The organism is Luedemannella helvata, assembly GCF_039528415.1.
Lineage (GTDB): Bacteria > Actinomycetota > Actinomycetes > Mycobacteriales > Micromonosporaceae > Luedemannella > Luedemannella helvata.
Map to the genome: position 1 here is coordinate 1 of NZ_BAAALS010000011.1, position 23994 is coordinate 23994.

The 23994-nt window shown below is 72.2% G+C and carries 21 protein-coding genes and 1 tRNA gene; 10 read left to right on the forward strand and 12 right to left on the reverse strand.

All coding sequences use genetic code 11. From position 1 onward, the window contains the following. Positions 1-318: 318 nt before the first annotated feature. Complete coding sequence (locus ABD191_RS12830) at positions 319-1077, reverse strand: hypothetical protein (protein WP_344080698.1); 759 nt, start codon at positions 1075-1077, stop codon at positions 319-321. 213 nt (positions 1078-1290) lie between these two features. On the opposite strand from ABD191_RS12830, the gene ABD191_RS12835 reads away from it, so the two are divergent. The 4 genes from ABD191_RS12835 (at position 1291) to ABD191_RS12850 (ending at position 6756) form a co-directional block, all read left to right on the forward strand. Then, positions 1291-1815: an endonuclease V gene (locus tag ABD191_RS12835; RefSeq protein WP_344080701.1), complete on the forward strand. Its 525-nt coding sequence runs from the start codon at positions 1291-1293 to the stop codon at positions 1813-1815. Positions 1816-1852: 37 nt separating this feature from the next. Further along, entirely contained in the window at positions 1853-3064 is a 1212-nt protein-coding gene (locus ABD191_RS12840; protein WP_344080703.1) for a S8 family serine peptidase, read from the forward strand. A 375-nt stretch (positions 3065-3439) separates the two neighbouring features. Further along, positions 3440-4195 (forward strand): ABC transporter ATP-binding protein, encoded by a 756-nt coding sequence (locus tag ABD191_RS12845; protein WP_344080706.1) that lies wholly within the window; start codon positions 3440-3442, stop codon positions 4193-4195. After that, on the forward strand, positions 4195-6756 hold the full coding sequence (locus ABD191_RS12850) for an ABC transporter permease (RefSeq protein ID WP_344080709.1): 2562 nt from the start codon (positions 4195-4197) through the stop codon (positions 6754-6756). Before ABD191_RS12845 ends, ABD191_RS12850 begins: the two co-directional genes overlap by 1 nt. A gap of 81 nt (positions 6757-6837) precedes the next feature. Here ABD191_RS12850 and ABD191_RS12855 read toward each other — a convergent pair whose 3' ends face one another. The 7 genes from ABD191_RS12855 to ABD191_RS12885 all read right to left on the reverse strand — a co-directional run bounded on the left by ABD191_RS12855 (position 6838) and on the right by ABD191_RS12885 (position 11535). Beyond that, the gene (locus ABD191_RS12855; protein ID WP_344080712.1) at positions 6838-7491 is read right to left on the reverse strand and encodes a GNAT family N-acetyltransferase; all 654 of its coding nucleotides are present in this window, start codon (positions 7489-7491) and stop codon (positions 6838-6840) included. 253 nt (positions 7492-7744) lie between these two features. Next, positions 7745-8230: an NUDIX domain-containing protein gene (locus tag ABD191_RS12860; protein ID WP_344080715.1), complete on the reverse strand. Its 486-nt coding sequence runs from the start codon at positions 8228-8230 to the stop codon at positions 7745-7747. A gap of 138 nt (positions 8231-8368) precedes the next feature. Further along, positions 8369-9175, reverse strand: coding sequence for an ABC transporter permease (locus ABD191_RS12865; protein WP_344080718.1), 807 nt, complete (start codon positions 9173-9175; stop codon positions 8369-8371). Further along, positions 9135-9929 carry an ABC transporter ATP-binding protein gene (locus ABD191_RS12870; protein ID WP_344080721.1) on the reverse strand — a complete coding sequence of 265 codons (795 nt, stop codon included), beginning with the start codon at positions 9927-9929 and terminating at the stop codon, positions 9135-9137. Before ABD191_RS12870 ends, ABD191_RS12865 begins: the two co-directional genes overlap by 41 nt. After that, positions 9926-10387, reverse strand: coding sequence for a MarR family winged helix-turn-helix transcriptional regulator (locus ABD191_RS12875; protein ID WP_344080724.1), 462 nt, complete (start codon positions 10385-10387; stop codon positions 9926-9928). The genes ABD191_RS12870 and ABD191_RS12875 overlap by 4 nt, the downstream gene beginning before the upstream one ends. Positions 10388-10509: 122 nt before the next feature. Continuing rightward, positions 10510-10583 (reverse strand) — tRNA-Pro (locus ABD191_RS12880). Positions 10584-10641: 58 nt separating this feature from the next. Then, on the reverse strand, positions 10642-11535 hold the full coding sequence (locus tag ABD191_RS12885) for a metallophosphoesterase (protein ID WP_344080727.1): 894 nt from the start codon (positions 11533-11535) through the stop codon (positions 10642-10644). Between the two features lie 54 nt (positions 11536-11589). Here ABD191_RS12885 and ABD191_RS12890 point away from each other — a divergent pair, with 54 nt between their 5' ends. Further along, complete coding sequence (locus tag ABD191_RS12890) at positions 11590-12045, forward strand: GatB/YqeY domain-containing protein (RefSeq protein WP_344080730.1); 456 nt, start codon at positions 11590-11592, stop codon at positions 12043-12045. Positions 12046-12263: 218 nt separating this feature from the next. On the opposite strand, the gene ABD191_RS12895 is transcribed toward ABD191_RS12890, so the two are convergent. Further along, positions 12264-14699 (reverse strand): transglycosylase domain-containing protein, encoded by a 2436-nt coding sequence (locus ABD191_RS12895; RefSeq protein ID WP_344081145.1) that lies wholly within the window; start codon positions 14697-14699, stop codon positions 12264-12266. A gap of 435 nt (positions 14700-15134) precedes the next feature. Here ABD191_RS12895 and ABD191_RS12900 point away from each other — a divergent pair, with 435 nt between their 5' ends. Continuing rightward, positions 15135-15425, forward strand: coding sequence for a WhiB family transcriptional regulator (locus ABD191_RS12900; protein ID WP_344080733.1), 291 nt, complete (start codon positions 15135-15137; stop codon positions 15423-15425). Here ABD191_RS12900 and bagB read toward each other — a convergent pair. The 3 genes from bagB to ABD191_RS12915 are packed head-to-tail and all read right to left on the reverse strand — an operon-like array spanning position 15412 to position 18663. Next, positions 15412-16527 carry an ArsA family ATPase gene (bagB, locus tag ABD191_RS12905; protein ID WP_344080736.1) on the reverse strand — a complete coding sequence of 372 codons (1116 nt, stop codon included), beginning with the start codon at positions 16525-16527 and terminating at the stop codon, positions 15412-15414. The two genes, ABD191_RS12900 and bagB, sit on opposite strands and share 14 nt — an antisense overlap. Beyond that, positions 16520-17530, reverse strand: coding sequence for an ATPase BagA (bagA, locus tag ABD191_RS12910; protein ID WP_344080739.1), 1011 nt, complete (start codon positions 17528-17530; stop codon positions 16520-16522). The genes bagB and bagA overlap by 8 nt, the downstream gene beginning before the upstream one ends. Positions 17531-17574: 44 nt before the next feature. Beyond that, positions 17575-18663: an Rv0361 family membrane protein gene (locus ABD191_RS12915; RefSeq protein WP_344080741.1), complete on the reverse strand. Its 1089-nt coding sequence runs from the start codon at positions 18661-18663 to the stop codon at positions 17575-17577. Positions 18664-18790: 127 nt separating this feature from the next. On the opposite strand from ABD191_RS12915, the gene sp36 reads away from it, so the two are divergent. Genes sp36 through ABD191_RS12935 form a run of 4 tightly spaced genes read left to right on the forward strand, consistent with a single transcriptional unit; the run spans position 18791 to position 23949 of the window. Then, positions 18791-18946, forward strand: a complete 156-nt coding sequence (sp36, locus tag ABD191_RS12920) for a Sp36 family protein (RefSeq protein ID WP_344080744.1) — start codon at positions 18791-18793, stop codon at positions 18944-18946. A 20-nt stretch (positions 18947-18966) separates the two neighbouring features. Then, the gene (locus ABD191_RS12925) at positions 18967-19425 is read left to right on the forward strand and encodes a RidA family protein (RefSeq protein WP_344080747.1); all 459 of its coding nucleotides are present in this window, start codon (positions 18967-18969) and stop codon (positions 19423-19425) included. Positions 19426-19465: 40 nt separating this feature from the next. Further along, positions 19466-20302, forward strand: coding sequence for an MBL fold metallo-hydrolase (locus ABD191_RS12930; protein WP_344080750.1), 837 nt, complete (start codon positions 19466-19468; stop codon positions 20300-20302). After that, positions 20299-23949, forward strand: a complete 3651-nt coding sequence (locus ABD191_RS12935) for a tetratricopeptide repeat protein (protein WP_344080753.1) — start codon at positions 20299-20301, stop codon at positions 23947-23949. Before ABD191_RS12930 ends, ABD191_RS12935 begins: the two co-directional genes overlap by 4 nt. Positions 23950-23994: the final 45 nt, after the last annotated feature.

Genomic DNA, 23994 nt, shown 5'->3' on the forward strand with positions numbered 1-23994 from the left:
TGGCGGGCAGTCCACTGAAGAGCCGAAGAAGGGCCGGGCCGTCGACATCATCGAGTCGACGCTCGTCGATGGTCGTATCGGCGATCAGCTCTCGTGCGTCGGTGAGGTCCTTCAACATGTCGACAGCAGTCTCCGTCCTGTCCTCGGTCTAAACCTCTTTCTCGAAGTTGTTTCTGAGAGTAGCGCGCATTATGGCCGAACGGTCAGGCTGATATCAGCCGAAAGGACTAGTTGAGAGCGGGAGGCGGACAAGCTGCGTCCGCTGACCTTCACGGGCGCGGGTGCCGCCCCAGGGGGCCGGCACCCGCCGCCGTCCGGTCAGCTCTGCCGCGTCAGGTCGACGCAGCCCGCCTCGTCCGGGAGCAGTGGACGCAGGGTGAGCGTCCACTGCTTTCCACCCGACTGCCACGGGGTCAGCGTGTTCGCCCGCACCGCGGCCGCCTGCACCTGGGCGGCGGCCGCACCCGTGGCCGTCACGCAGTGCAGGTCCAGGCCGCCGCTCAGCCGCTCGCCGGGCAGCTCCGGCCCCGGCCACGACCGCTCAGGCTGCGCCGGCTGGTCGGGCCCCGGGTCCCGGTACGGCTCCACGATCGCGGCGATCGCCGAGGGCGCGTACAGCCTGGAGGCGCTCACCGCGTCCGGCCCGAGCGTCCCGGACAGGTCGTTGAGCTTGGACATCAGGTCCCACAGCGGGCGCCGGGCCGCGATCTGCGCGGGCGTCAGGCCGCTGGTGAACCCGTCCTCGCCGTCGCCCAGCGCGTACACCTCGGTGCTCTTGAGGCCGTCGTCCGTAAGCACGGTGAACCGGGTCGACGGCACGTCCGCGACCCCGGGCCGGCCATAGTCGGCGGTGCCGCCCACCCCGGCGGCGACCGCGAGGTCGACGAGCTTCCACGCGTCCTCCGGCGAGATCTGCCGCACCTCCAGGCCCGGCAGCGCCGGCGGCGGGAAGATCTCGATCTGCGGTGCCTGGGTCAGCACCCGGCCGTCCGCGTAGACGCTGAGCACCGGCAGGCGGGCGGGGATCAGGTTGGGCGGCACGAACCCGCCCACCCACGCGACACGCAGAATCAACACATCTCCGTCGTACGAGCTGGCGGGCGTGCCGCCGCTGGGCCCGCCTGCGGGCGTACCGTTCGCATCGGCGGCTGCGGCGCACCCGGCGCTCAGGCCGACGAGTACAGCCGTGGTTGCGGCGGTGACCGCCGCGCGTAATGTCCTCACACCCGCTCAGACGCGACGGCCTGCCCCCCGGTTCCGGGGTTCTTCGCGGCGGGCGACAATCCGGGCATGGATCACCCGGCGGGTTTTCGGCTCGGCGCCGTCGACGTGCACTACCCGGAGTCCGGCGGGGCGCGGGCGGCGCTCGTCACCGCCGACGACGACCGGTTCGCCCCGATCCTCGCGGAGCGGGTGGCCTGGCTCGACCACGTCCAGCCGTACGAGCCGGGCGCCTTCTACGCCCGCGAACTGCCGGCGCTGCGGACCGTACTCGACGGGGTTGACCTGGAGCTCCTGGTGGTCGACGGATACGTGGACCTGGACCCCGACGGACGTCCGGGGTTGGGCGCCCACGTCCGCGCCGCGCTGGGCGTCCCGGTGATCGGGGTGGCCAAGACGGCGTTCCGCACGGCCACGCACGCCGCCGCCGTGCGGCGCGGCTCGTCGACCCGCCCGCTCTACATCACTGCGGCCGGCCTGCCCGTCGCCGAGGCGGCCACGCTGGTGGAGCGGATGGCCGGGCCACACCGCCTGCCCGACGCGCTGCGCCGCGTCGACGCCCTGGCCCGCGGCGCCGCCCCCCGCCACGAATGAATGCCACGGTGACAGGCCCGGCCACTACCATCGATCGGTGCGTGTCCATCGGGTGTGGTGGGCGGTCGTCGCGTTGCTGGCGGCCGTGCTGCCCGCCGTGCCCGCGGCGGCGGCGCCGACGTGCGAACCGGCCACCTCGTATCGGGCGGTCACCGATGTGCCGTGGCCGCAGCGGCGTTACGACTATGCCTCGATCGCGCGCCTCGCCGACGGGCGGGGCGTGACCGTCGCCGTGATCGACTCCGGGGTGGACGCGGACCATCCACAGCTGCGCGGCCGCGTCGCCGCCGGCGTCGACCTCGTGGACGGGGGCAACGGGCAGGTCGACTGCGTCGGGCACGGTACCGCCGTGGCCAGCGTCATCGCCGCCCGGCCTCGATCCGGCTCGGGCCTGCGCGGCCTCGCTGCCGGGGCGACGATCCTGCCGATCCGGGTCACCGACCGCCACGACAGCGACGGTGACGTGGTGGGCAGCGGCCTCGACGCGAAGGGCGTCGCGACCGCCGTACGCCGCGCGATCCTCGCGCGCGTTGGCGTGATCAACCTCTCGCTGAGCACGACCACGGACGATCCCGCGCTGCGTGACGCCATCGCGGACGCGGTAGCGGCCGACATCGTGGTGGTCGCCGCCGCCGGCAACGCGCGCGAGCGGGGCAACCCGACGCCGTACCCCGCCGCCTATCCGGGGGTCCTCGGCGTGGGGGCGATCGACGAGAGCGGCCAGCGGGTGGCCGCGTCGCAGGTCGGCTCCTACGTGGACATCGTGGCGCCCGGCGCCCAGGTGATCGGCGCCCAGCCCGGCGGGGGTCACGCGGCGATGAGCGGTACGAGCCTGGCCGCCCCGTTCGTCGCGGCCACGGCCGCGCTCGTGCGCCAGTACCGCAGCGATTTGGACGCGGCGGCCGTGGCGCGCCGCCTGCTGGCGACCGCGGACCCGGCCCCGGGCGCGCGCCGGGCCGCCGACTACGGCCATGGGGTGCTCAACCCGCTGCGCGCGCTGACCGACGTCCTGCCGGTGGGTGCCGCGCGAGCGCCGGCTGCCGGCGGTGTGCCGACCCGCCCGACGACCGCCGCGGTCGGGTCCACAGGGCTCGGTCGGGCGTTCGGCGTCGGCGGCGTCCTGGTCGCCGCGGGCGGCTCGGTCGCGCTGATAGCGATGTTCGTCCCTGCCGGGCGTCGCCGCCGTTGGCGCCCGGGGGTCCTGAGTGCTCGGGATCCGGGCAGCCACCGCGCCCCCGGTGCGCACTGACGAACACCCGACACCTGCCGCACCGTGTGTCCACCGCCACTCCGACGGCCCTGACCCCGCACCGCGCCCACCCCGCCTGCCCCTCGCCAAAGTGCGCACTCGGGCGGTTACCAGGGGCCACGGAAGCCGCCGAAGTGCGCACTTTGCCGGCTTGCGGCGAGGTGGGGCGGACGAAATGGGTCGGCGGGGAGGTCGTGGGTTGGGGGGTCAGGGTCTTCCCTGAGAGGCGGCTGGGGCGAAGCTCGGGGTTGGGGCCCGATGCACCTCGGGTACGGGGCCCCGCACCATGGTTGAGCCGGTCCGGTGTCTGCCGGGCCGGTCCAACGTGTGGGAGGGCGGTGAACACCCGTGACGATCGCATCGTCGCCGGCGAGGGTGCGTGACCAGTATGACCGGCCGGCGGAGCCCGCTGCTCGCGCCGCGGACGTCTGGAAGGTATACGGCGAGGGAGAGGCGCGGGTCAGTGCGCTGCGCGGCGTGAGCGTGGAGTTCGCCCGCGGGCGGTTCACCGCCATCATGGGTCCCTCGGGCTCCGGAAAGTCCACCCTCATGCACTGCCTCGCCGGGCTGGACTCGGTGACGCGCGGTGAGGTCTACATCGGCGCCACGAAGCTGACCGGGCTGGGCGACGCGGGCCTCACCAAGCTGCGCCGTACCCAGGTCGGCTTCATCTTCCAGCAGTTCAACCTGCTGCCGACGTTGACCGCGCACGAGAACATCCTGCTCCCGCTGGCGATCGCGGGGCGCAAGGTCGACAAGGAGTGGTTCCGGACGGTCATCGACGCGGTCGGCCTCGGCGACCGGCTCGACCACCGGCCCGCGCAGCTGTCCGGCGGGCAGCAGCAGCGCGTCGCGTGCGCGCGCGCCCTGGTCAGCAAGCCCGAGGTGATCTTCGCGGACGAGCCGACCGGTAACCTCGACTCGCGTACGGGCGCCGAGGTGCTGGGCTTCCTGCGCCAGTCGGTCCACGACTTCGGGCAGACCATCGTCATGGTCACCCACGACGCGAACGCCGCGAGCCACGCCGACCGGGTCGTCTTCCTGGCCGACGGCCAGATCGTGCACGACATGGCCAACCCGACCGCCGATGGGGTCCTCGACACCATCAAGCGCATCACCGGGGAGCGGTGATGCTGCGCGCCACCCTCAGTAGCCTGCTCGCGCGCAAACTCCGGCTCATCCTGTCGGCCCTCGCGGTCGTGCTCGGCGTCATGTTCGTCTCCGGCTCGTTCGTGCTCACCGACACCCTGACCCGTTCGTTCGACGACCTGTTCCGGGGCATCTACGCGACCGTCGACGTGCAGGTGGGACCCGCCGGCCAGGGCGGCGCGTCGATGGACGACAACGACCTCGCCGTGAAGACCATTCCGGCGGCCACCCTGGACAAGGTCCGCGCCGTGCCCGGCGTCGCCTCCGCCACCGGCGAGGTGGGCGCGGACGGCGCCCGGGTCATCGGCGCCAACGGCAAGATCGTGAGCACGTTCGGACCGCCCAGCTTCGGTGAGGCCTGGACCGGCACCAACGAACTCGTCCAGCTGCGCGAGGGCCGTGGCCCCACGGCCGACAACGAGATCGCCATCAACGCCGACCTGGCGAAGCGGGCCGAGCTCAAGGTCGGCGACCAGGTGGGCGTGCTCACCCGCGAGCCGAAGCAGACGTTCACGCTGGTCGGCATCGTCGGCTACAGCGGCGGGCGGGACACCCTCGGCGGTTCGCAGTCCGTGCTGTTCACCGAGCCGGTGGCGCAGAAGCTCATGCTCGGCGAGACCGGCGTGTACACCGGCATCTCCGTCCAGGCGGCCGACGGCACCACCCCCGAGGCGCTGCGGGACGCGATCGCCGCCGCGCTCGGTCCGGAGTACTCGGCGAAGACCGGCACCGAGCTGGGCGCGGAAAGCTCCGCCGCGTTCAAGTCCGTGCTGGACATCTTCAACAACGTGCTGCTCGGCTTCGCCGGGGTCGCCCTGTTCGTCGGCGCGTTCCTCATCCTCAACACGTTCTCGATCATCGTGGCGCAGCGCACCCGCGAGCTGGCGCTCATGCGGGCCGTCGGCGCCAGCCGCCGCCAGATGATCGGTTCCGTCATCACCGAGGCCGTCGTGATCGGCCTGCTCGCGTCCGTGCTCGGCCTGGCCGCCGGTTTCGGGGTCGGCCGTCTCATGGCCGCGCTGTTCGCCAGCTCCGGGGCTGGCGGGCTCGCGCTCGCCAGCGTCGGCCTGCCGGCGGCGGCCGTGATCAGCGCGTTCGCCGTCGGACTCATCGTGACGATGGTGGCCGCCGTCCTGCCCGCGCTGCGCGCCTCCCGCATCCCGCCGATCGCTGCCCTGCAGGAGGTGGCGACCCCCGACCGGCCGTTGACCAAGCTCACCGTCTCCGGCGCCGTGATCGGCGTGGCCGGCGCGGTCACGCTCGGGCTCGGCCTGACGGGCCGGTTCGGCGACAACACGCTCTGGGGCGTACTCGGTGGGGGGTTGGCCATTTTCCTCGGCGTCGCGCTGATCACCCCCTGGATCAGCCGGCCGGTGGTCGCCGGGCTGGGCCGGCTGACCGGGCGCTGGCTGCCCGGCATGCTCGGCCGGCGTAACGCGGGCCGCAACCCGCGCCGCACCGGCATCACCGCCGCCGCCCTGATGATCGGTGTGGCCCTGGTGACGACCTGCGGCGTGATCCTGACCTCGGCGAAGGCCAGCTTCACGGAGGCGGTCGAGGACACGGTCCACGCGGACATCTACATCGGCGCCGACCAGACCGGCCCGATTCCGCCGACCTTCGACGCCAGGGTGCTGAGCCAGGCGGCCCAGGTCCCGGGCGTCGCTCAGGTGCTCGGCACCTGGGACGACGACGGCGCCATCGTCGACGGCGAGAAGTCCGACCTCACAGCCGTGCACAACGCGGCGGCACTGCGCCCGATCCTGGGGCTGACCGCCACGGCGGGCAGCATCGACACGCTCGGCGAGGGCCAGGTGCTGGTCGACGAGGCGACCGCCGCCTCCCGCCAGCTCACGATCGGGTCCACGGTGGACATCACGACCACCCGGGGTACAGAGAAGACGTACACGGTGGCGGGCATCTACCCGTCCTCGGACTGGTCCTACCTGCGGGGGTTCGTGCTGCCGGAGTCCGCGCGTACCGGATTCGCGGTGCCGCAGGCGCGCTCGGCGTTCATCGCGCTGACGCCCGGCGTCACGGTCGCCGAGACGCTACCGAAGGTGCGGGCGCTGCTGGCCGACTCGCCCGAGGTCGATGCCGTCGACCGGGCCACGATGATCGAGAACGAGACGTCCGAGGTCGACACCCTGCTCAACATGGTGCAGATCCTGCTGTCGCTCGCCATCCTGATCGCGGCCCTGGGCATCATCAACACCCTGGCCCTGTCGGTGCTGGAGCGAACCCGCGAACTCGGCCTGCTGCGCGCCGTCGGCCTGGGCCGGCTGCACACCACGGCCATGGTGACCGTGGAAGCCCTGGTCATCACCGTGTTCGGCGCGTTGCTCGGCATGGGCGTCGGCATCGGCCTGGGCTACGCGGCGGTGCAGGCCTTCAAGGACAACGGCTTCAGTACCTTCTCGCTGCCCTGGTCGCAGCTGGGCACGTACGTGGTGGCCGCGACCGTGGTGGGCATCGTGGCTGGTCTGCTGGCGTCGATCCGGGCCGCCCGGATCAACGTTCTCGCGGCCATCGCCCACGAGTAGTACCGATGGTCCCGGTGCCGGCCAGCGCTAACGCGGTGGCTCGGCGCCGGGACCACGATGTGGATAAACAGCGCGCCGCAATCAATTCGCGCGGGACACCATTGTTGTCTCGATGAGATCACTGATGTCGGTCGACCGCCCGAGCCACACCACCGGCGCTGGATCGGGCACCTCGATGGGCCTGAAGCCCATGCTGTCGTAATACTTGAGTCCGCCGGGATTCTGTGCGGACACGCACACGTGCACGCCGGGTACGCCGGCAGTCCTCAGCGCCTTGAGATAGGTCAACATCAGTTCCCGGCCCAGCCCCAACCGGTGGAACTCCGGTGCGAGGTCGATGTGCAAGTGGGACGGATAGTCCTCGATTCCCGGCACCACCATGCGTGGGTACGAGTTGAAGTGCAGACAGTAGGTCCACAGCTCATCCCAGCTTTGCGGCGACTCGATCGGCTGCGGGTACTTGCGACCGGCCAACGGGGCCCACTCGTCGCGGAACCAGGTCGCGAACCGCACCGTGTCCGCGCAGCCGACGATGTAGCCAACTGCCCGCCCGCCATCCTCGACAACGAAACACAGATCGGGATCGTGGACGGTGTACGGCACCAGGAAGATGTCGGGAACCAGATCGGGGAACGCTGTCATCGGGGTGGAATCTTGTCCCGAGTTCGCGGTCCGCACGCAAATGCGGCGCGTCTCATCAAGGTCAATGTCGCGGTGCAGACGAATCGCAGCCATAGATCCTCATCGCTTCGACAAACACTGATGGAGATAGTGGCATGCGCGGCCTGGCGCGACAAGGAGTCCGCATTGAGGAGCGATACAACAGGTCTAAAATCGAGACTGATAATTCGCTTTTCGCGCTCGATCAGACCGGGGCCTTCCCATCAATTGTCGCCCGATCTTTTCGCCGCAGACGAGATCGTCGATTCACAGAGTTGGAGAGCCCGATTCATGGGGGCGCCGAAGCCGGGACCGCCCCGCGCATCCGCTACCCGTGGTTCCAGGGCAGCCGGATCGGGTGCGCGGGCGTGCCGTCGGCGAGGGTGGTGAGCAGGCCGGCGAGGTTGAGCGGTACGACCGCCTCCGCCGTGGTCGTGAGTTCCTCGGCCGCCCACCAGCGGTACTCGGCGGGGGTGCCGCAGTCGATCGTCGGCGCGGAGCGGCGCAGGACGAAGTAGTCGTTGCGGAAGACGCCGTTGGTCCAGCCCGCGCTCGCGTACCCCGTGGACACGGCCACGACGTCGCCCAGCTCGGCCGGTGCGCACGCGACGCCGGTCTCCTCCGCCAGCTCGCGAGCGGCGGCCTCGGGCGCCGACTCGCCGGGCGCCACCCCGCCGCCGGGGGTGCACCACACGTGACCGGCGGTGGGATCGTCCGGGTCACGCAGGCAGCGCAACAGCAGTACCTTGCCGTCGTCGTCGAGCAGTAGCACGCGCGCGGAATGGCGGCGGACCTCGCTGTCCGGCGCCGTCACGGATCGCTCCTGAGCAGCGGCATGCCGGCGATCATAGGCGCGTTTGGGTCGGGAAGGCGTCAGTCTGGTGGCCGGAAAATCACCCCGCACCGGCCGACGCGCGAGCGTCACCATGCGACGACAATGCGCGACGGCAGGTCAACGGGCCAGGCGGGGAAGCAGCGCGGCGGCCACGACGATGGCCACGGCGGCCGAGCCGGCCAGGACCGCGAAGTCCAGCGCTAGCCGGGCGGGCGTGCCGATGAGCAGGCCGCGTAGCGCTTCCACCTGGTACGACAAAGGGTTTATGTGGTTGATGGCCTGCAACCAGCCCGGCATGACGGCCACTGGATACAGCGCGTTGGAGGCGAAGAAGAGCGGCATCATGATGGCCTGGCCGATGCCCATCATCCGGTCGCGCTTGAGCACCAGGCCCGCGATCGTGATGGACAGGCAGCAGAAGAACGCCGCGCCGAGAAGCAGCACCACGGCCGTGCCGAGCAGGCGCAGCGGGTCGCGGGTCAGCCCCACGCCGAGGATCGCGGCCAGGATCACCACGACGACCGCCTGCGTCAGCGCCCGTACGCCCGTGGCGAACGCCTTGCCCGCGACCAGGGCGACCCGGGGTGTCGGGGTGACCATCAACTTGGCCAGCACGCCCGCGTCCCGGTCCCAGATGATCTGGATGCCGTAGAAGATCGCGATGAACAGGGCAGACTGGGCGAGCACGCCGGGGGCGAGGAAGTCCAGGTAGGGGATGTCGCCCGTCGGGATCGCCTTGATCTGGGTGAAGGTCTGCCCGAAGATGATCAGCCACAGGGCGGGCTGGATCGCGCGGGTGACCAGCTCCGTGCGGTCGCGGCGCAGCTTCTGCAGCTCCACCAGGCACAGGGCCCAGGTGCGGCTGGCCAGCAGCCGCAGTGGCTCAGCCCAGGCGTTGCGCGGTGCGGCGAGTGGTGCGGACACTGCGGAAACCTCCCGTGATCACGTCGTCGCCGGTGAACTGCCGGAACACCTCGTCGAGGTTGTCGGCGTCGAAACCCGTCGCCAGCTCGGCCGGCGTGCCGAGCGCCCGTACCTTTCCCTGGTGCATGAGGGCGACCCGGTCGCAGTACTGCTCGGCCTCCTCCATGTAGTGCGTCGTGACCAGCACGGTCATGCCGGTGTCCCGGCGCACCTGGGCGATGCGCTCCCACACGGTCGTGCGGGCCACCGGGTCGAGCCCGATCGTCGGCTCGTCGAGGATGAGCAGGCGGGGGTTGCTGACCAGCGCCTGCGCCAGTTCGAGGCGGCGCAGCATGCCGCCCGAGTAGGTGCCGGCGGCCCGGTCGGCCGCGTCGGTCAGGCGCATGCTGTCGAGCACCTCGGCCGTCCTGTCCTTGCGCTGCCTGCGGGGCACGTCGAACAGCCGCGCGAACAGCGCCACGTTCTCCCGGCCGGTGAGTGCCGCGTCGGCTGACAGCGCCTGCGGCACGTAGCCCACCAGGCGGCGCACGGCCATCGTCTGCTTCCTCACGTTGCGGCCGAAAACCTCAACCATGCCCGTACGCACGGGAAGCAGCGTGGTGATCATGCGGATCGTGGTGGTCTTGCCGGCCCCGTTCGGGCCCAGCAAACCGAAGATCTCTCCGGGATGGACGGTCAGGTCGACACCGTCGACGGCGACGTGCTCGCCGAAGCTGTAACGCACGCCTTCGACGCGTACGGCGGGGGTGGTCATGTGGCCTCCTCGTCGTGCTGGGCCAAGGCCTCCGTGAGGCGGGCCAGGGCCGGCAGCGCGGTGGCGATCGCCGTGCGCTCTGCCGGGCTCAGTTCGGTGAGCGCGGCGCCCACGATCGCGGCGCGGTTGGCGCGCCACGTGTCGAGCCGCTGGGCCGCCGCCTCGGTGAGGAACAGTTGGGCGCCGCGCCGGTCGGCCGGATCCGTCTCGCGGCGCAGATAACCCGCCTCGGTGAGCTGGTTGACCAGCGTGCTCACCGAGTTGCCGGCCAGGGTGAGCGTCCTGGCGGCGGCCGAGACGCCGATGCCCGGCTCGGTCTCGACCAGGCGCAGCAGCTCCACCTGGCCGCCAGGGAGCGCGGGGCCGTCCAGGGTCGCGCGCACGCGCCGGCGCAGTACCCTGCGCAAGCCGTTGAGCCGGGCGCCCAACTCCTCGGCGAGCTCAAGGTCGTTAGCCATGCTCACGACAATACCTCGGTAACAGAGGTATTTCCACCGGCTGACCCCTGTTGCTTTCGCTTCATTCAGCACTCCGGCGAACGCGACGAAGCCCTCCCCGAAGGGAGGGCTTCGTCAATGTGTCGGGGTGGCGGGATTTGAACCCACGACCTCTGCGTCCCGAACGCAGCGCGCTGCCAAGCTGCGCTACACCCCGAGGTGGTGCCCGGCAATACTAGCTGACCGGGCGGAGCGGTCCAACTCGGTATCCCCGGTCAGCGGGGCACCAGAGTCAGCAGGGAGGCCTCCGGCAGGCAGGCGAACCGGATCGGCGCCGTCGGGTGGGTGCCCAGGCCCGCCGACACGTGCAGCCAGGCGTCCGTGTCGGGCCAGCGGTGCAGGCCACGGGCCATCTTCCGGGGCAGGCCGCAGTTCGTGACCAGGGCGCCCACGCCGGGGACGCGGACCTGGCCGCCGTGGGTGTGGCCGGCCAACAGCAGGCCGAACCCGTCGTACGCCATGGCGTCGAGGATCCGGGGTTCCGGGGAGTGGGTCACGCCGATGCTGACCTCGGCGGAGGTGTCGACCGGGCCGGCGATCTCGGCGTAGTCGTCGCGGTCGACGTGGGGGTCGTCGACGCCGGCCAGCTCGATGGAGCGCCCGCCGGCCTTGAGCAGGACGCGGGCGTTGTTCAGGTCGGCCCAGCCGCCGTCCGTGAGGACGCCACGCAGCTCTTCGGTGGGCAGCTCGACGCCCTGCACGTACTCCCGGTCGTGGTCGAAGTAGCTGAGCGGGTTCTTCCAGACGGGGCCCCGGTAGTCGTTCGAGCCGAAGACGAACGCGCCCGCGAACTGGAACAGCGGCTCGAACGCGCGGCGTACGCCCGGCACGGCAGCCGGGTGGGCCATGTTGTCACCGGTCACGATGACCAGGTCCGGGTCGAGGGCGGCGAGCTCGGCCACCCAGCGCTGCTTGCGCGTCTGGGCCGGCACGAGGTGCAGGTCCGACACGTGCAGGACGCGCAGCGGCTCCGCGTCCGGGGCCAGTAGGGGCACCTCGAAGCGCCGCAGGGTGAACAGGTTGCGCTCGACCAGCGACGCGTAGGCGAAGGTGGCGGCGCCGGCGACGGCCAGGCCCGCGCCGAGGCGGTAAACAGTACGCGCACGCATATGGGACAGAGTAATGTGCGTCGCGGCTCACTTTCGAAGGGTGGTGCGACTCCCATGACGGCGCTCAAGGCGCGGCTCGAACAGGACCTCAAGAACGCCATGCGGTCCCGCGACGAACTGGTCACCTCCACGCTGCGGATGGCCCTGGCGGCCGTCCAGACGGCGGAGGTCGCCGGCAAGGCGGCGCGCGAGCTCAGCGACGACGAGGTGCTGGGCGTCCTGACCAAGGAGGCCAAGAAGCGCCGGGAGGCCGCCGAGGCGTTCGCCGCCGCCGGGCGCGACGTTTCCGCCGACAAGGAGCGGGCGGAGGAGAAGGTGCTCGCGGGTTACCTGCCGGTGCAGCTCTCCGACGCCGAGGTCGCCGACATCGTGTCCGGCGCGCTCGCGGCGGGCGGCTTCACGTCCGTCGGTCAGATGGGACAGGCGATGAAGGCGGTGCAGGCGCAGATCGCCGGCCGCGCCGAGGGCGGCCGGGTGGCCGCGGAGGTCCGCAGACAACTCGCCACCTGACCGCGGCCCACCCGCGGTCCTTCTGCCGGCCCACCCACGTCATGCGGCGCGGGATAACCGCGCTATGGACGCACACGTACGTATTGAGGCGGCGGGTAACCGCTTTGTGGACGCACACGTACGTATTGAGGCGGCGGGTAACCGCGCTATGGACGCATACGTACGTATTGAGGCGGCGGGTAACCGACGCATAGCGTGGTCACCCGCCGCCGGGCGTTCTAGCGGGGCCCTCGTGGGCCGCCCGGGCCGCCCTGGCCGCCTTCGCCGGGGCCGTCCGTCGGGCGGGTGGGGGCCTTGCCGTTGCTGATGTAGAGCAGGACGTAGCCGTTCTCGACCGTCCAGCCGTCCGGATCCGTGCGGGCCACCGTGCCGGCGGGGCAGCTCGAGTCGACCGGCTTGGAGTCCACCTCGACCTGGAAGCCGCGACCGCGCAGGATCGACCGGGCGTCGTCGACGCCGCGGCAGGTGACCGACGGGACGCTCACCCGCTTGCCGGTCGTGTACTTCGACGACGGCGGCGTGAAGTTGATCGACTTCTTGCCCTTGAGGGCGTCGCGCATCGTGTACGCCACGGCGTAGTTGGTCTTGGGCGCACTCATCTCGCGGTTGGCCTGGGCGTGGTCCGGGTCGGCCATCGTGCCGGCGACCGCGAGCTGCTTGGTGCTCAGCGCCAGCGTGGCGGTCCACAGGTCGTCGGTCGTACCGGTCTTGCCCATCACCGGCTTGCCGACCACGCCGCGCACCCACGACGCCGTGCCCTGGTCGCACCGGCTGACCGACGAGCGGTCGCCCACCGCGCAACGGGCGGCGTCGACGGCCGCGCGCGCGACGTCGGCCTTCACGGCCTGGTTACAGCGCGGCTTGGTGACGTCGTTCAGCACGTTGCCGTCATGGTCGGTGATCTTCGCGACGGGGATGGGCTCGCAGTACTTGCCGTCGGCGGCCAGGGTCGCGTAAGCGTTGGCCATCTCCAGCGGGACCGCGTCGGAGACGCCGAGCGTGAACGGGCCCCAGCTCTTGGTCAGGTCCTTGTTGGTCGCGAACTCGTAGTCGGCGGGGGCGTCCTTGGTGCCCTTGGCCCGGAACTGGATGCCGAGCCGCTTGGCCACGTCCACCGCCTTCTCCGCGCCGACCCGCTCCTGCAGCGGCACGAAGTACGTGTTCACGGAGCGGCCGAAGCCCGTCCACATGTTGCGCACGCCGTTCATCCAGGACGGGTTGGCGTTCACCGGACACCAGTGGTCACGGTCGTCCTTGCAGGCCGCCCGCGAGTTGCGTTCGACGATGTACTTCGACTTGTAGGGCGACTTGGCGGCGATGGGGTAGTCGAGGGTGTACCCCTCCTCCAGGGCCGCCACCATCGTGAACATCTTGAAGGTCGAACCCATCTTGTACCCGGTGATGTCGCCGCCGCCGCTGATGAGCGGGTTGGTGGTCGTCGGGTACGTGCCCTTGATGCCGAGCTTGCGCTTGGCCGGGTCGGTGGACTGGCCGTTCTTCGACGTGTCGAGCCCGTACTTTCGGTTCGTGGCCATCGCCTTGATCTTGCCCGTTCCGGGCTCGACGGCGGCGATCATGAGGGCGTCGGAACTGCCCGTCGGGACCTGCTTCTCGATGTTCTTCTTCGCCGCTTCCTGGACCTTCACGTCGAGCGTCGTGACGATGCGGTAGCCGCCCGCCTTGAGCTTGTTCTCGCGGCTGGAGGCGTCGCTGCCGAAGGCCTCCTGCTGCATCCACCAGCGGTAGAGGTAGTCGCAGAAGAAGCCCCAGTGGTTCTTGCGGGTGGCGGTGCAGCCGTTCGGCGTCCGCTTGCCGATGATCTTGAGGGGCGTCTTGAGCGCGGTGTCCGCCTCGGCCTGGGTGATGAACCCGTTCTTCACCATCTGGCTCAGCACGTACTGGCGGCGGTCCAGGGCGGCCGTGCGGCCCGCCTTCGTCGTCGGGTCGTACGTGCTGGGCGCCTTGACCAGGCCGGCCAGCAGCGCGGCCTCGCCCAGCGTCAGGTTCTTCGGGATCTTGTTGAAGAAGACCTGGCTGGCGGCGTAGATGCCGTACGTGGCGTTGCCGAACGCGGCGATGTTGAGGTACCGCTCCAGGATCTGGTCCTTGGTGAGCTGGGTCTCCAGCGTCATCGCGTACTTGATCTCTTTGAGCTTGCGCGCGTTGGTGCGTTCGGTGGCCGCGATGATCGCCGACGGGCTGTTCGAGAAGTACGTGAGCGCCTGCCGCACGTACTGCATGGTCAAAGTGGACGCACCCTGCTGGGAGTCGCTGTTCTGGTTGGCCACGTACGCCCGGATGACGCCCTGGACGTCCACGCCGTTGTGCTCGTAGAAGCGTTGGTCCTCGGCGGCGATGATCGCGTTCTGCATGATCTTCGGGATCTGCGCCAGGGGGATGTCATGGCGGTTCTCGTCGTAGATCGTCGCGATGAGCGTCTTGTTGTCGGACGCGTACACGTAGCTGATCTGGGGCGATTGCAGAACCTGGAGTTGGCTGGGCAGGCCGCCGTAGGCCTCCGAGCCGGACTTCATGGCCAGGCCACCCATCGCGATCGCGGGGAACGCGGCGGCCGCGACGACGACCCCTGCCAGCACCCCACAGATGAGTAGCGCAGCAGCGTTGGCGAACAGGCTCCGATCCCGCTTGCGCATCCACTTCACGCGCACAGGGTACGTGACGTGCGCACGCCCGTGGGGCCGGCGTCAATGCGTCGGCTTGCTGACCATTACCGGGTCGGGACGCGCTCGTTGGGTAGGAAGCACGATCACTCGTACGAGCGGCGTCCGGCACCCAGTGTCGGGCACCACCCGGCCGGCCCGCAGTCGTTTGGACGATTTGGGTCCCGCCGGAGCGCGTACGGCTGGCCCGGTCCTCATCCGTGACGCTTGCGAGAGCCGATGCGGGGTGAGGTGTCCTGTTATGCGGATTTCCCGGACAACGTTGCGTAATCGTACGACTACGGAGCATGATGTCCGGCGGGGGATGTGCTCAGACCCAGGTAAACCAGGGCGAAGCCATGCCTGATAACCGGGGTAAGTCCGTCCCGGGCGGTGGGGACCGTCGGGACGTAAGGGGGGACGTGACAGATGGGGATGATCAGTGACTGGCCGACGCTCGCGGCCTGCCGCAACGGGGACCCGGACGCGCTCTTCGTCCAGGGCGCCGAACAGAACGTCGCCAAGCGGATCTGCCGCGGCTGCCCGGTGCGCTATGAGTGCCTGGCCGACGCGCTCGACAACCGCATCGAGTTCGGCGTCTGGGGCGGCATGACCGAGCGGGAGCGGCGCGCCTTGCTGAGGCGGCACCCCCAGGTGACCAGTTGGCGCCGCATGTTCGAGGCGGCGATGAAGGACAACGAACTCGTCAGTACGAGCTGACCGGGTCCGTCGAGAGGGCCGAACCGATCTTTCGCAGCCCGTCGATGTCGTGGACGTCGGCGGGCTGCGCCGCGACCGTGGCCACCGCGACGTCCGGGTAGGCCTCCCGGAACCGGCGGGTGATCTCGCGCTCGCGCTCCACCAGGGTCACCAGCCGGGCGTGCACGCGCAGGACGCCGGCCGTGACCGGGTCGGCCCCGGCGGCAGCGGCGAGCGCGGCCTCGGCCGTGATGTCCGGGGCGAACACCTCGTGGACCCGGTTGACCACCAGGCCGGCCAGCGGCATCCGTTCGGCCGCGAGCCGGCCCGCGAAGTAGTCGGCCTCCCGGATGGCGTCCGGCTCCGGGGCGGCCACCACCAGGAACGCCGTCTCGGGCGCCTGCAGGATCCGGTACGTCTCCTCGGCCCGGTCCCGGAAGCCGCCGAACATGTTGTCCAGCGCCCCGACGAACCCGGACAGGTCGCTGATCAGCTGCCCGCCCAGCACCCGCTCCATGAGCTTCGCGAACATGCTGAACGAGGCCGTAACCAGGCTGAACACGCTGCGCCCGCCGGCCCGGGCGGGGGCGATGAGCAGCCGCAGCATCCGCCCGTCCAGGAAGCGCGACAGCCGGGCGGGCGCGTCCAGGAAGTCCAGCGCGGAGCGCGACGGCGGGGTGTCGACGATGATCAGGTCCCACTCGTCGCGGGAGCGCAGGTGGCCCAGTTTCTCCATCGCCATGTACTCCTGCGTGCCCGCGAAGGTGGAGCTCATGGCCTGGTAGAACGGATTCGCGAAGATCTCCTCGGCGCGCTTGGCGTCCGTGTGGGCGAGCACGACGTCGTCGAACGTCCGCTTCATGTCGAGCATCATGGCGTGCAGTTCGCCGTCCGCCTCGGGAACCGCGCGGGGGGTGTTGTCCAGTTCCACGAGCCCCAGGGACTGGGCGAGCCGGCGGGCCGGGTCGATCGTCAGCACGACCGTGTGCCGGCCGTGCACCTCGGCGGCCCGCACGCCCAGCGCGGCCGCCGTAGTGGTCTTGCCCACACCGCCGGAGCCGCAGCACACCACGATCCGGATGCCGGGGTCGCTCAGGAGGGCGTCGACGTCGAGATCACTCATCGCCGTGGGCCTCCCCCAGGAGTACGCCCGCCAGCCGGTGCAGTCCGGCCAGATCCACGCCGCCGGCCAGGGCCGGCAGCTCCACGATCGGGCGGCCCAGGGCGGCCAGCTCCGCGCGCAGGTCCGCCTCCAGGTGGCGGCGGGTCAGGTACGCGCGCGACTCGGTCACGAGCCCCGCCACGGTCGCCTTGTCGGCGGGCAGGCCGGCCGCGAGCAGTCCACGGCGTACCTCCGCTTGGGTGATCTTGGCGGTCGGCAGGAGGTCGGGCTGCGCCGAGTTGATGATGATCGAACCCACCCGCAGGTCGAGCGCCCGCAGCTCCGTGATCGCGTCCGCCGTCTCCTGCACGGGCATCTCCTCCAGGAGCGTCACCACGTGCACGGACGTCACCGGGGAACGCAGCACGGCCTGCACGCCCTCGCTCTGCGTCTTGATCGGGCCCATCTTGGCCAGCCGGGCCGTCTCGGCCGTCACGTTGAGGAAGCGGCCGATGCGGCCCGTCGGCGGGGCGTCGATCACCACGGCGTCGTAGGCGCGCCGGCCCTCGACCGTACGGGTCACCGCCTCCTTCATCTTGCCGGTGAGCAGCACGTCGCGGACCCCGGGCGCCACCGTCGTGGCGAAGTCGATCGCGCCGAACTTGCGCAGCGCGCGGCCCGCGCGGCCCAGCTTGTAGAACATGTCGAGGTACTCGAGGAGGGCCTCCTCGGCGTCCACCGCCAGGGCGTACACCTCGCCGCCGCCCTTGGCGCGCGTGCCCGGGTAGCCCACCGCGATCGGCCGCTCCTGGTAGGGCAGCGGGGCGCGGTCGAACAACTGCGCGATGCCCTGCCGGCCCTCGACCTCCATGAGCAGGGTCCGGCGGCCCTGTGCGGCCAGCGCGAGGGCGAGCGCGGCGGCGACCGTGGTCTTGCCGGTGCCGCCCTTGCCGGTCACGACGTGCAGGCGCGCGGACCAGCGGGCCGCTGGTTCCCCTGCCGGGGGTTGATCGCGGGTCGGCACACCACGGAGGTTACCGGCCGCGCGTGTGCCGTACGGGATCTCGCTCAGCTCAGTTGAGTGGCGTCACACACCCACCAGCCACGGTCCTCGACGAGGGCCAGCTGGAGCTTCTTCTCGGCGACCCGGCCATCGGCCGTGGTCATCTTCACGGTGACCTTCGCGTCGGCCGTGCCGCCGCTGCTGGTGATCTCCGGGTCGGTCCAGGTGACGCTCGGGGTGTCGTACGTCTGCTCGTACGTGCGGACGTTGTCCACCACGCTGCGCAGCTTCGCCTCGTCGCGCGCGGCCTTGCACACGTACTTCGCCGCGCCGCTCGCGCTGTGATCCTTGTAGATCGAGTTCAGGAAGCCCTTCGCGGCCCCGGCGGCGGTCGCCTCGCCCTTCGGCTGGGAGCTCTGCCAGATGAAGAAGCCGCCGGCGCCCGCCCCGGCCACGAGGACGAAGAACACCGCCACGAGCGTGATGATCAGGCCCTTGCGGCTCTTCTTCGGCGGGGGCGCGTACGGGTAGCCCTGCTGCGGGAAGCCCGGCGTCGCGGCCGGGTAGCCGCTCGTCGGCGCCCCGGGGTAGCCGGAGGTCGGCGCACCCGGGTAGCCGGACGTCGGCGCGCCCGGATAACCGGAGGTCGGTGCGCCCGGGTAGCCGGACGTTGGCGCGGCCGGGTAGGGCGCCGTGGCGGGGTAGCCGGACGTGGGCGCCGCGCCGGGGTAGCCGGAACTGGGCGCGGCCTCCGGGTAGCCGGACGTGGGCGCGGCGCCTGGGTAGCCAGCGGGTGCCGCCGGGTAGCCGGAACCCGCTGCGGCTCCGGGGTGGCCGGAGGTCGGCGTCGCCCCTGGGTAACCCGAGGTCGGTGCGGCGCCCGGATAGCCACTGGTCGGGGCTGGCTCCGGGTGGTCCGACGTGCCCGGGTAGCCGCTCGTCGGGGTCCACGCGGGTGGCTGCAGGGTCGGGGCCGGCGCCGGCTGGGCCGGCTCGGGCGTCGAGGCGAACGACGGCGAGCCGTACGCGGTGCCCGGGGTGTATCCGGGCGGCGGCGGGTAGACCCCCGGGGCGGGCGGCTGCGGGGTTGGCTCGGGGGACCCGTCACCGCCCGAGGACCGGTACGGGTACTCGTTGGTGGGCGACTCGCTCATGGGGTGGTCCTCGGCGCTCTCGACGTGCGATTCGGGGGAGCCGCTACGCTACCTCGCCCCCACGGTGTCGGGCTGCCCCGCCCGGTAGGATTCTTGATCTATTCGCGACTTGAGGGGCGGGTCGAACATGGTCAAATGGGAGTACGCCACGGTGCCGCTGCTCGTGCATGCCACGAAGCAGATCCTCGACAACTGGGGCGCCGACGGTTGGGAGCTGGTGGCCGTCATTCCCGGCCCCAACCCGGAGCAGTTGGTGGCGTACCTCAAGCGGCCAAAAGAGTAGCGACCAGCAGAGGAGAATCCGTGAGTGCAGCCCGCAAGCGCCTCGCCGAGCTCGGACTGACCCTGCCGGCCGTGACCCCGCCGCTGGCCGCGTACGTGCCGGCCGTCCGGTCGGGCTCGCACGTGTACGTGAGCGGGCAGTTGCCGATGGCTGACGGGCGCCTCGTCGCGGTCGGCAAGGTCGGCGCGGAGGTCACCCCGGAGCAGGCGAAGGAGCTGGCGGCCCGGTGCGCGCTCGGCGGCCTGGCCGCGATCGATCACCTGGTCGGGATCGACGCGGTCACCCGCGTCGTCAAGGTCACCGGGTTCGTCGCGGTCGCGCCCGGCTTCACCGCCGTGCCGGCGGTCATCAACGGCGCCAGCGAGCTGCTGGGCGAGGTCTTCGGCGACGCGGGCAGGCACGCGCGCAGCGCCGTCGGCGTGGCGGAGCTGCCGCTGGGCGCGCCCGTCGAGGTGGAGCTCATCGTCGAGGTGGGCTGACCCCGGTAAGTCGCTGGCGCCGCTGCGTACCATCGTCGGCATGGTGGGCCACGTGAGCGTGCCGGCCGCCGCGGTCCTGGCGGAGTTGCCGACCTGGGCCGCCCTCGTGCGGGCGGACAATCCGGGCCCCATGACCCTCGACGGGACGAACAGCTGGGTACTGCGCGCCGACCCGGCGTCGCCGTGCCTCATCGTCGACCCCGGCCCGGACGACGGCGCGCACCTGGCCGCCCTGGCCGCGCGGAGCCCGGTGGCCGGCATCCTGGTCACCCACGGGCATTCCGATCACGTTGCGGGGCTCGGCGCCCTGGTGCGCAGCCTGGGCGGGGATGTCGCGGTGCTGGCCGCGGGCGCCGAGCCGGCGTCCGTGCGCGCGGTCGGCCGCGCGGCCGGGTTCGATCTGGACATGCTGCCCACGCCGGGGCATACGGCTGATTCCGTGTGCTTCGTGACCGGTACGGGTGAGCGGAGCGTGGTGCTCACCGGGGACAGCATCCTGGGGCGCGGCACGACGATCGTCGCGTACCCGGACGGCGACCTGGGCGCCTACCTGGCCAGCCTGGAGCGGCTCACCGACTACGACGGCGTGCCGGCCCTGCCGGGGCACGGGCCCGCGCTCGCGGACTGCGCGGCCGCGGCCCGCTTCTACGTGGCCCACCGGCACGCGCGGCTCGACGAGGTGCGCGCCGCGGTCGGCGCGGGCGCGCGTACGCCTGAGGATGTTGTCGCGGTCGTCTACCGCGACGTACCCACGACCCTGTGGCCCGCGGCGGCCTGGTCCGTCCGAGCGCAGCTGGCCTACCTGGGGCAAGAGGACGGTCAACAAGCCGACGGACGGGAATCCGCGCCGCCCCTGAGCCGGTTGGACCCGCCGTGATGTGCCCGGTCTGCGGCACCGTACCGGTGCCCGGAGCCAACTTCTGCCACCAGTGCGGCGCGGCGCTCGCCTCGGCGGCGACCCTGCCCGCGACGGAGCGACGGGTCGTCACCGTGCTCTTCGGCGACCTGTCCGACTTCACGGCCTGGTCGGAGGGCGTGGACCCGGAGCGGGTCGGGGCGGTCACCGACCGGGTCATGGCGGCGCTCGCGGGCGCGGTGAAGACCTTCGGCGGGCACGTCGACAAGCTCACCGGCGACGGCATCATGGCCGTGTTCGGCGCGCCCGTGGCGCACGAGGACGACGGCGAGCGGGCCGTGCGCGCGGCGCTGGCCATGCAGCGGGCCGTGCGCCGGGTGCTCGACGACGAGCGCGGCGGCGGCGCGCCCGGGGGCCTGCGGCTCGGGCTCAACACCGGCGTCGTCGTGGCGGGTGTGCAGGCCGGGCTGGAGTACACGGTCATCGGCGACACGGTCAACACGGCCGCGCGGCTGGCGGACGCGGCGTCGATCGGCTCCACGTACGCGGGGGCGGTGACGAGCGCCGCCACCCGCCATGTCGCCTCCTGGCGCTGGCTGCGGCCGCTGCGGCTCAAGGGCAAGCGGGACCCCGTCGAGGCGTACGAGCTGCTCGGCCTCGTGGACTCGCCCGGCACCCGGTCGGGCATGGGTGACGAGGCGCCGTTCGTGGGCCGCGAGACGGAACTCGGCATCGTGGCCAGCCGGCTGGCCGAGGTCGCCGACCGGGGCGAGCCGCGGGTGCTCGTGTTCACCGCCGAGGCCGGGTTGGGCAAGTCCCGCTTCGCCGCCGAGGCCGCGCGCCTGGCCGCCGGCTACGACCGCAGTACGGGCGGCGGTGCGCGGGTGTTGACCGTGCGCTGCGCCGCGTACGGGGAACGGCGTCGCCTCGCCCCGCTGGCCGACCTGGTCCGGGCCGTCACCGGCCTGCCGACCGAGCCGAACCCGGCCGCCAACCGGGCGGTCGCCGAGGAGCGGCTGCGCCGGTTCGCGCAGCTGGTCGAGCGGCGCACCGGCGTGGCCCCGAAGCTGCGGGTGGACCTGCTGCTGACCCTGCTCGGCTACGGCGACGGGGTGTCCGCGCAGGCCGACCGGCCCGGCGCGGTCGAGCGCCCGGGCGGCGCCGAGCGGCCCGGCGGGCCGGGCGAACCGGGCACCGAGCGCGCCGACGCCGAGCGGGAGGCCATCGCGGCGGCCGTGGGCGACCTGATCAGCGCGGCCGCGCTGGAGGGCCCGATCGTCGTGATCATCGACGACGTGCACGACGCGACCCCGCAGACGATCGACGCGCTCGGCGCGACGCTGCGTACCCTGAGCGGCCCGGCGCTCGTCCTGCTCATGGCCCGTCCCGAGCTGGTCCGCAACCCGGCCACCATGTCGCGCCTCGCGGACGCCGAGGTGCACCCGCTGTCGCCGCTGCGGGGCGCGGAGGCCGCCCGGCTGCTCACCGCCTACCTGGGCGGCGGACGGCTGCCTCAGGCCGACCAGGACCGGCTGCTGCTCACCGCGCAGGGCAACCCGTTCTACCTGGTCGAACTCGTCACGATGCTCATCGAGCGGGGCGCGCTCACCACGACGGGCGCGCGCGGCGGCACGACAAGCACCTGGCGGCTGTCGCCCGAGTCGCTGGGGGGCCGGCTGCTCAGCCGCGACCTGGCCGCGGTCCTGGCCGCCCGCATCGACGCGCTGCCGCCCGTGGCCCGGGCCGTGCTGCGCGACGCCGCGGTCGTCGGCGACGAGGTGCCCGCCGCCGCGCTGGAGGCGCTGCGCGACGGGCGGGGTGCCTCCTGGGCGCCGGCGGGCGGCCTGCACCCCACCGAGGCGCGGCCGGGCGCGGTCGTCGCCGTCGAGCTGGACCGCGCTGTCGACGAGCTGCTGCACCGCCGCATGCTGCTGCGCGTCCACGGCGGGTACGCGTTCGCGACGCCGCTCATGCGCGAGGCCGCGTACGCGGGCGTGGGCAAAGCCGACCTGGCCGAGCGGCACGCGCTGCTGGCCGCCTGGGCGGCGCAGCGGCCCACGCCGGTGCCGGGTTGGAGCGCCACGGACCTGGACTCCTTCATCGCCGAACAGGCCGAGCGGGCCGCCACCCTCGCCGACGCGGTCAGCCTGCGCGCGGACGCGCCGGCCCGGGCGGTGGCGCCGCTGGCCGTGGCCGCGTGGGGCCGCCTCGCGCGGGCCGCCCTCATCGCCGGGGAACCGGCGCGCGCCGCCCAGCTGCTCGACCGGGCCGCGGCCCTGGCCGGCGACGCCTTCTCGCCCGAGGACCGTCTCGTGCTCGCGAACGCGCTGCTGCAGCTCGGCCGCGCGAAGGAGGCGCTGGTCGACGCCGAGAAGATCATCACGAACGGCGGCGACCAACCGGTGAAGGCGCGGGCGCTGCTCGCAGCCGGGCTCGCGCACCGGGCGCTCGGCGAGCCCGAGCGCGCCGAGGACGCGTGGCGCGCCGCGCTGGCGGTCGCGACGGCCGCCGACGTGGCCGATGTCCGCGCCGAGGTGCTGCGCCGCATCGGAATGACCGAGTACCTGCGGGGCAGGCTCGGCGAGGCCGCGACCCTGTTCTCGCGCGCGCTGGAGATCTCCGAGGCCGCGGGCGACCGGACCGGCCAGGCGTGGTCGCTGCAGTACCTGGCCTGGGTCACCACCACCCGCGGCGACTTCCTCGCGGCCGACCAGGCGATCAACCGGGCGACCCGCATCTTCGCCGAACTCGGCGACGTCACCGGGCGGGCCTGGGTGCGCGGCACGGCCGCGTTCGCCCGGCTGCTCGCCGGCCGGCTCACGGAGGCGCGCCGGCTCGCCCACGCGTTCCTGCCGTTCGGCGACCGGGTCGGTGACGACTGGGCCGTGGGCACCCTGCGCGCGGTCGGCGCCTTCGCCGCCGCCGAACTCGGCGACCTGAGCACGGCCGACGCGGAGGCGCGGCGCGCGTACGGGGACTTCTCCGAGGCCGGCGACGAGTGGGGCATGGGTTTCGCCCTCGTCGTACGGGGTGTCGTCGCGCGTGGGCTGGACGAGCCGGGGCACGCCCACGACCTGCTCACGGACGCCCTGCGCCACGGCGAGCGCACCGGCCACCCGCTGCTGATCGGCATGGCCCGGACGATCCGTGGCTTCGTGAGCCTGTCCGCCGGGGACGCGACGGCCGCCGAGGAGGACGCGCGCGCGACTCTCGCGGTCATCGACTCGCACGATGTCGACCAGGCCGCCACGGTCGGGCCGCGCGTGCTGCACGGGGCGGCGCGGCTCGCGGTCGGCGACGTCGCCGGCGCGCTGGACCTGCTGGAGCCGATCGCCTGCGAGGTCGAGTCGGCCGCGACCCGGCCGGCGCTGATCTTCTCGCGCCGCCAGGTGCTGTCGACGTACGCGGAGGCGCTGCTCGCCGACGGTCGCCCCGCCGAGGCCGTCGCCCAGGCGCGCCGCGCCGCGGAGCTGCCCGCCGAGGACGTGCGCAGCGGGGTGCTCGTGCTGCGCGTCCTCGCGAGGGCACTGGCCGCGCACGGCGCGGACGATGAGGCCGAGGTCGTGGCCCGCCAGGCGGTGGCCGAGGCGTACGCGACGCCGCAGGCGAGCGAGCGTCGCGCAGCCGACGCGGTGCTCGCCGCCGTGTCGTCCTCGGCCGTGGCGTAACGTTTCCGGATGTGAGCGCCCCCCCGCCCGCGGCACACCCCATGA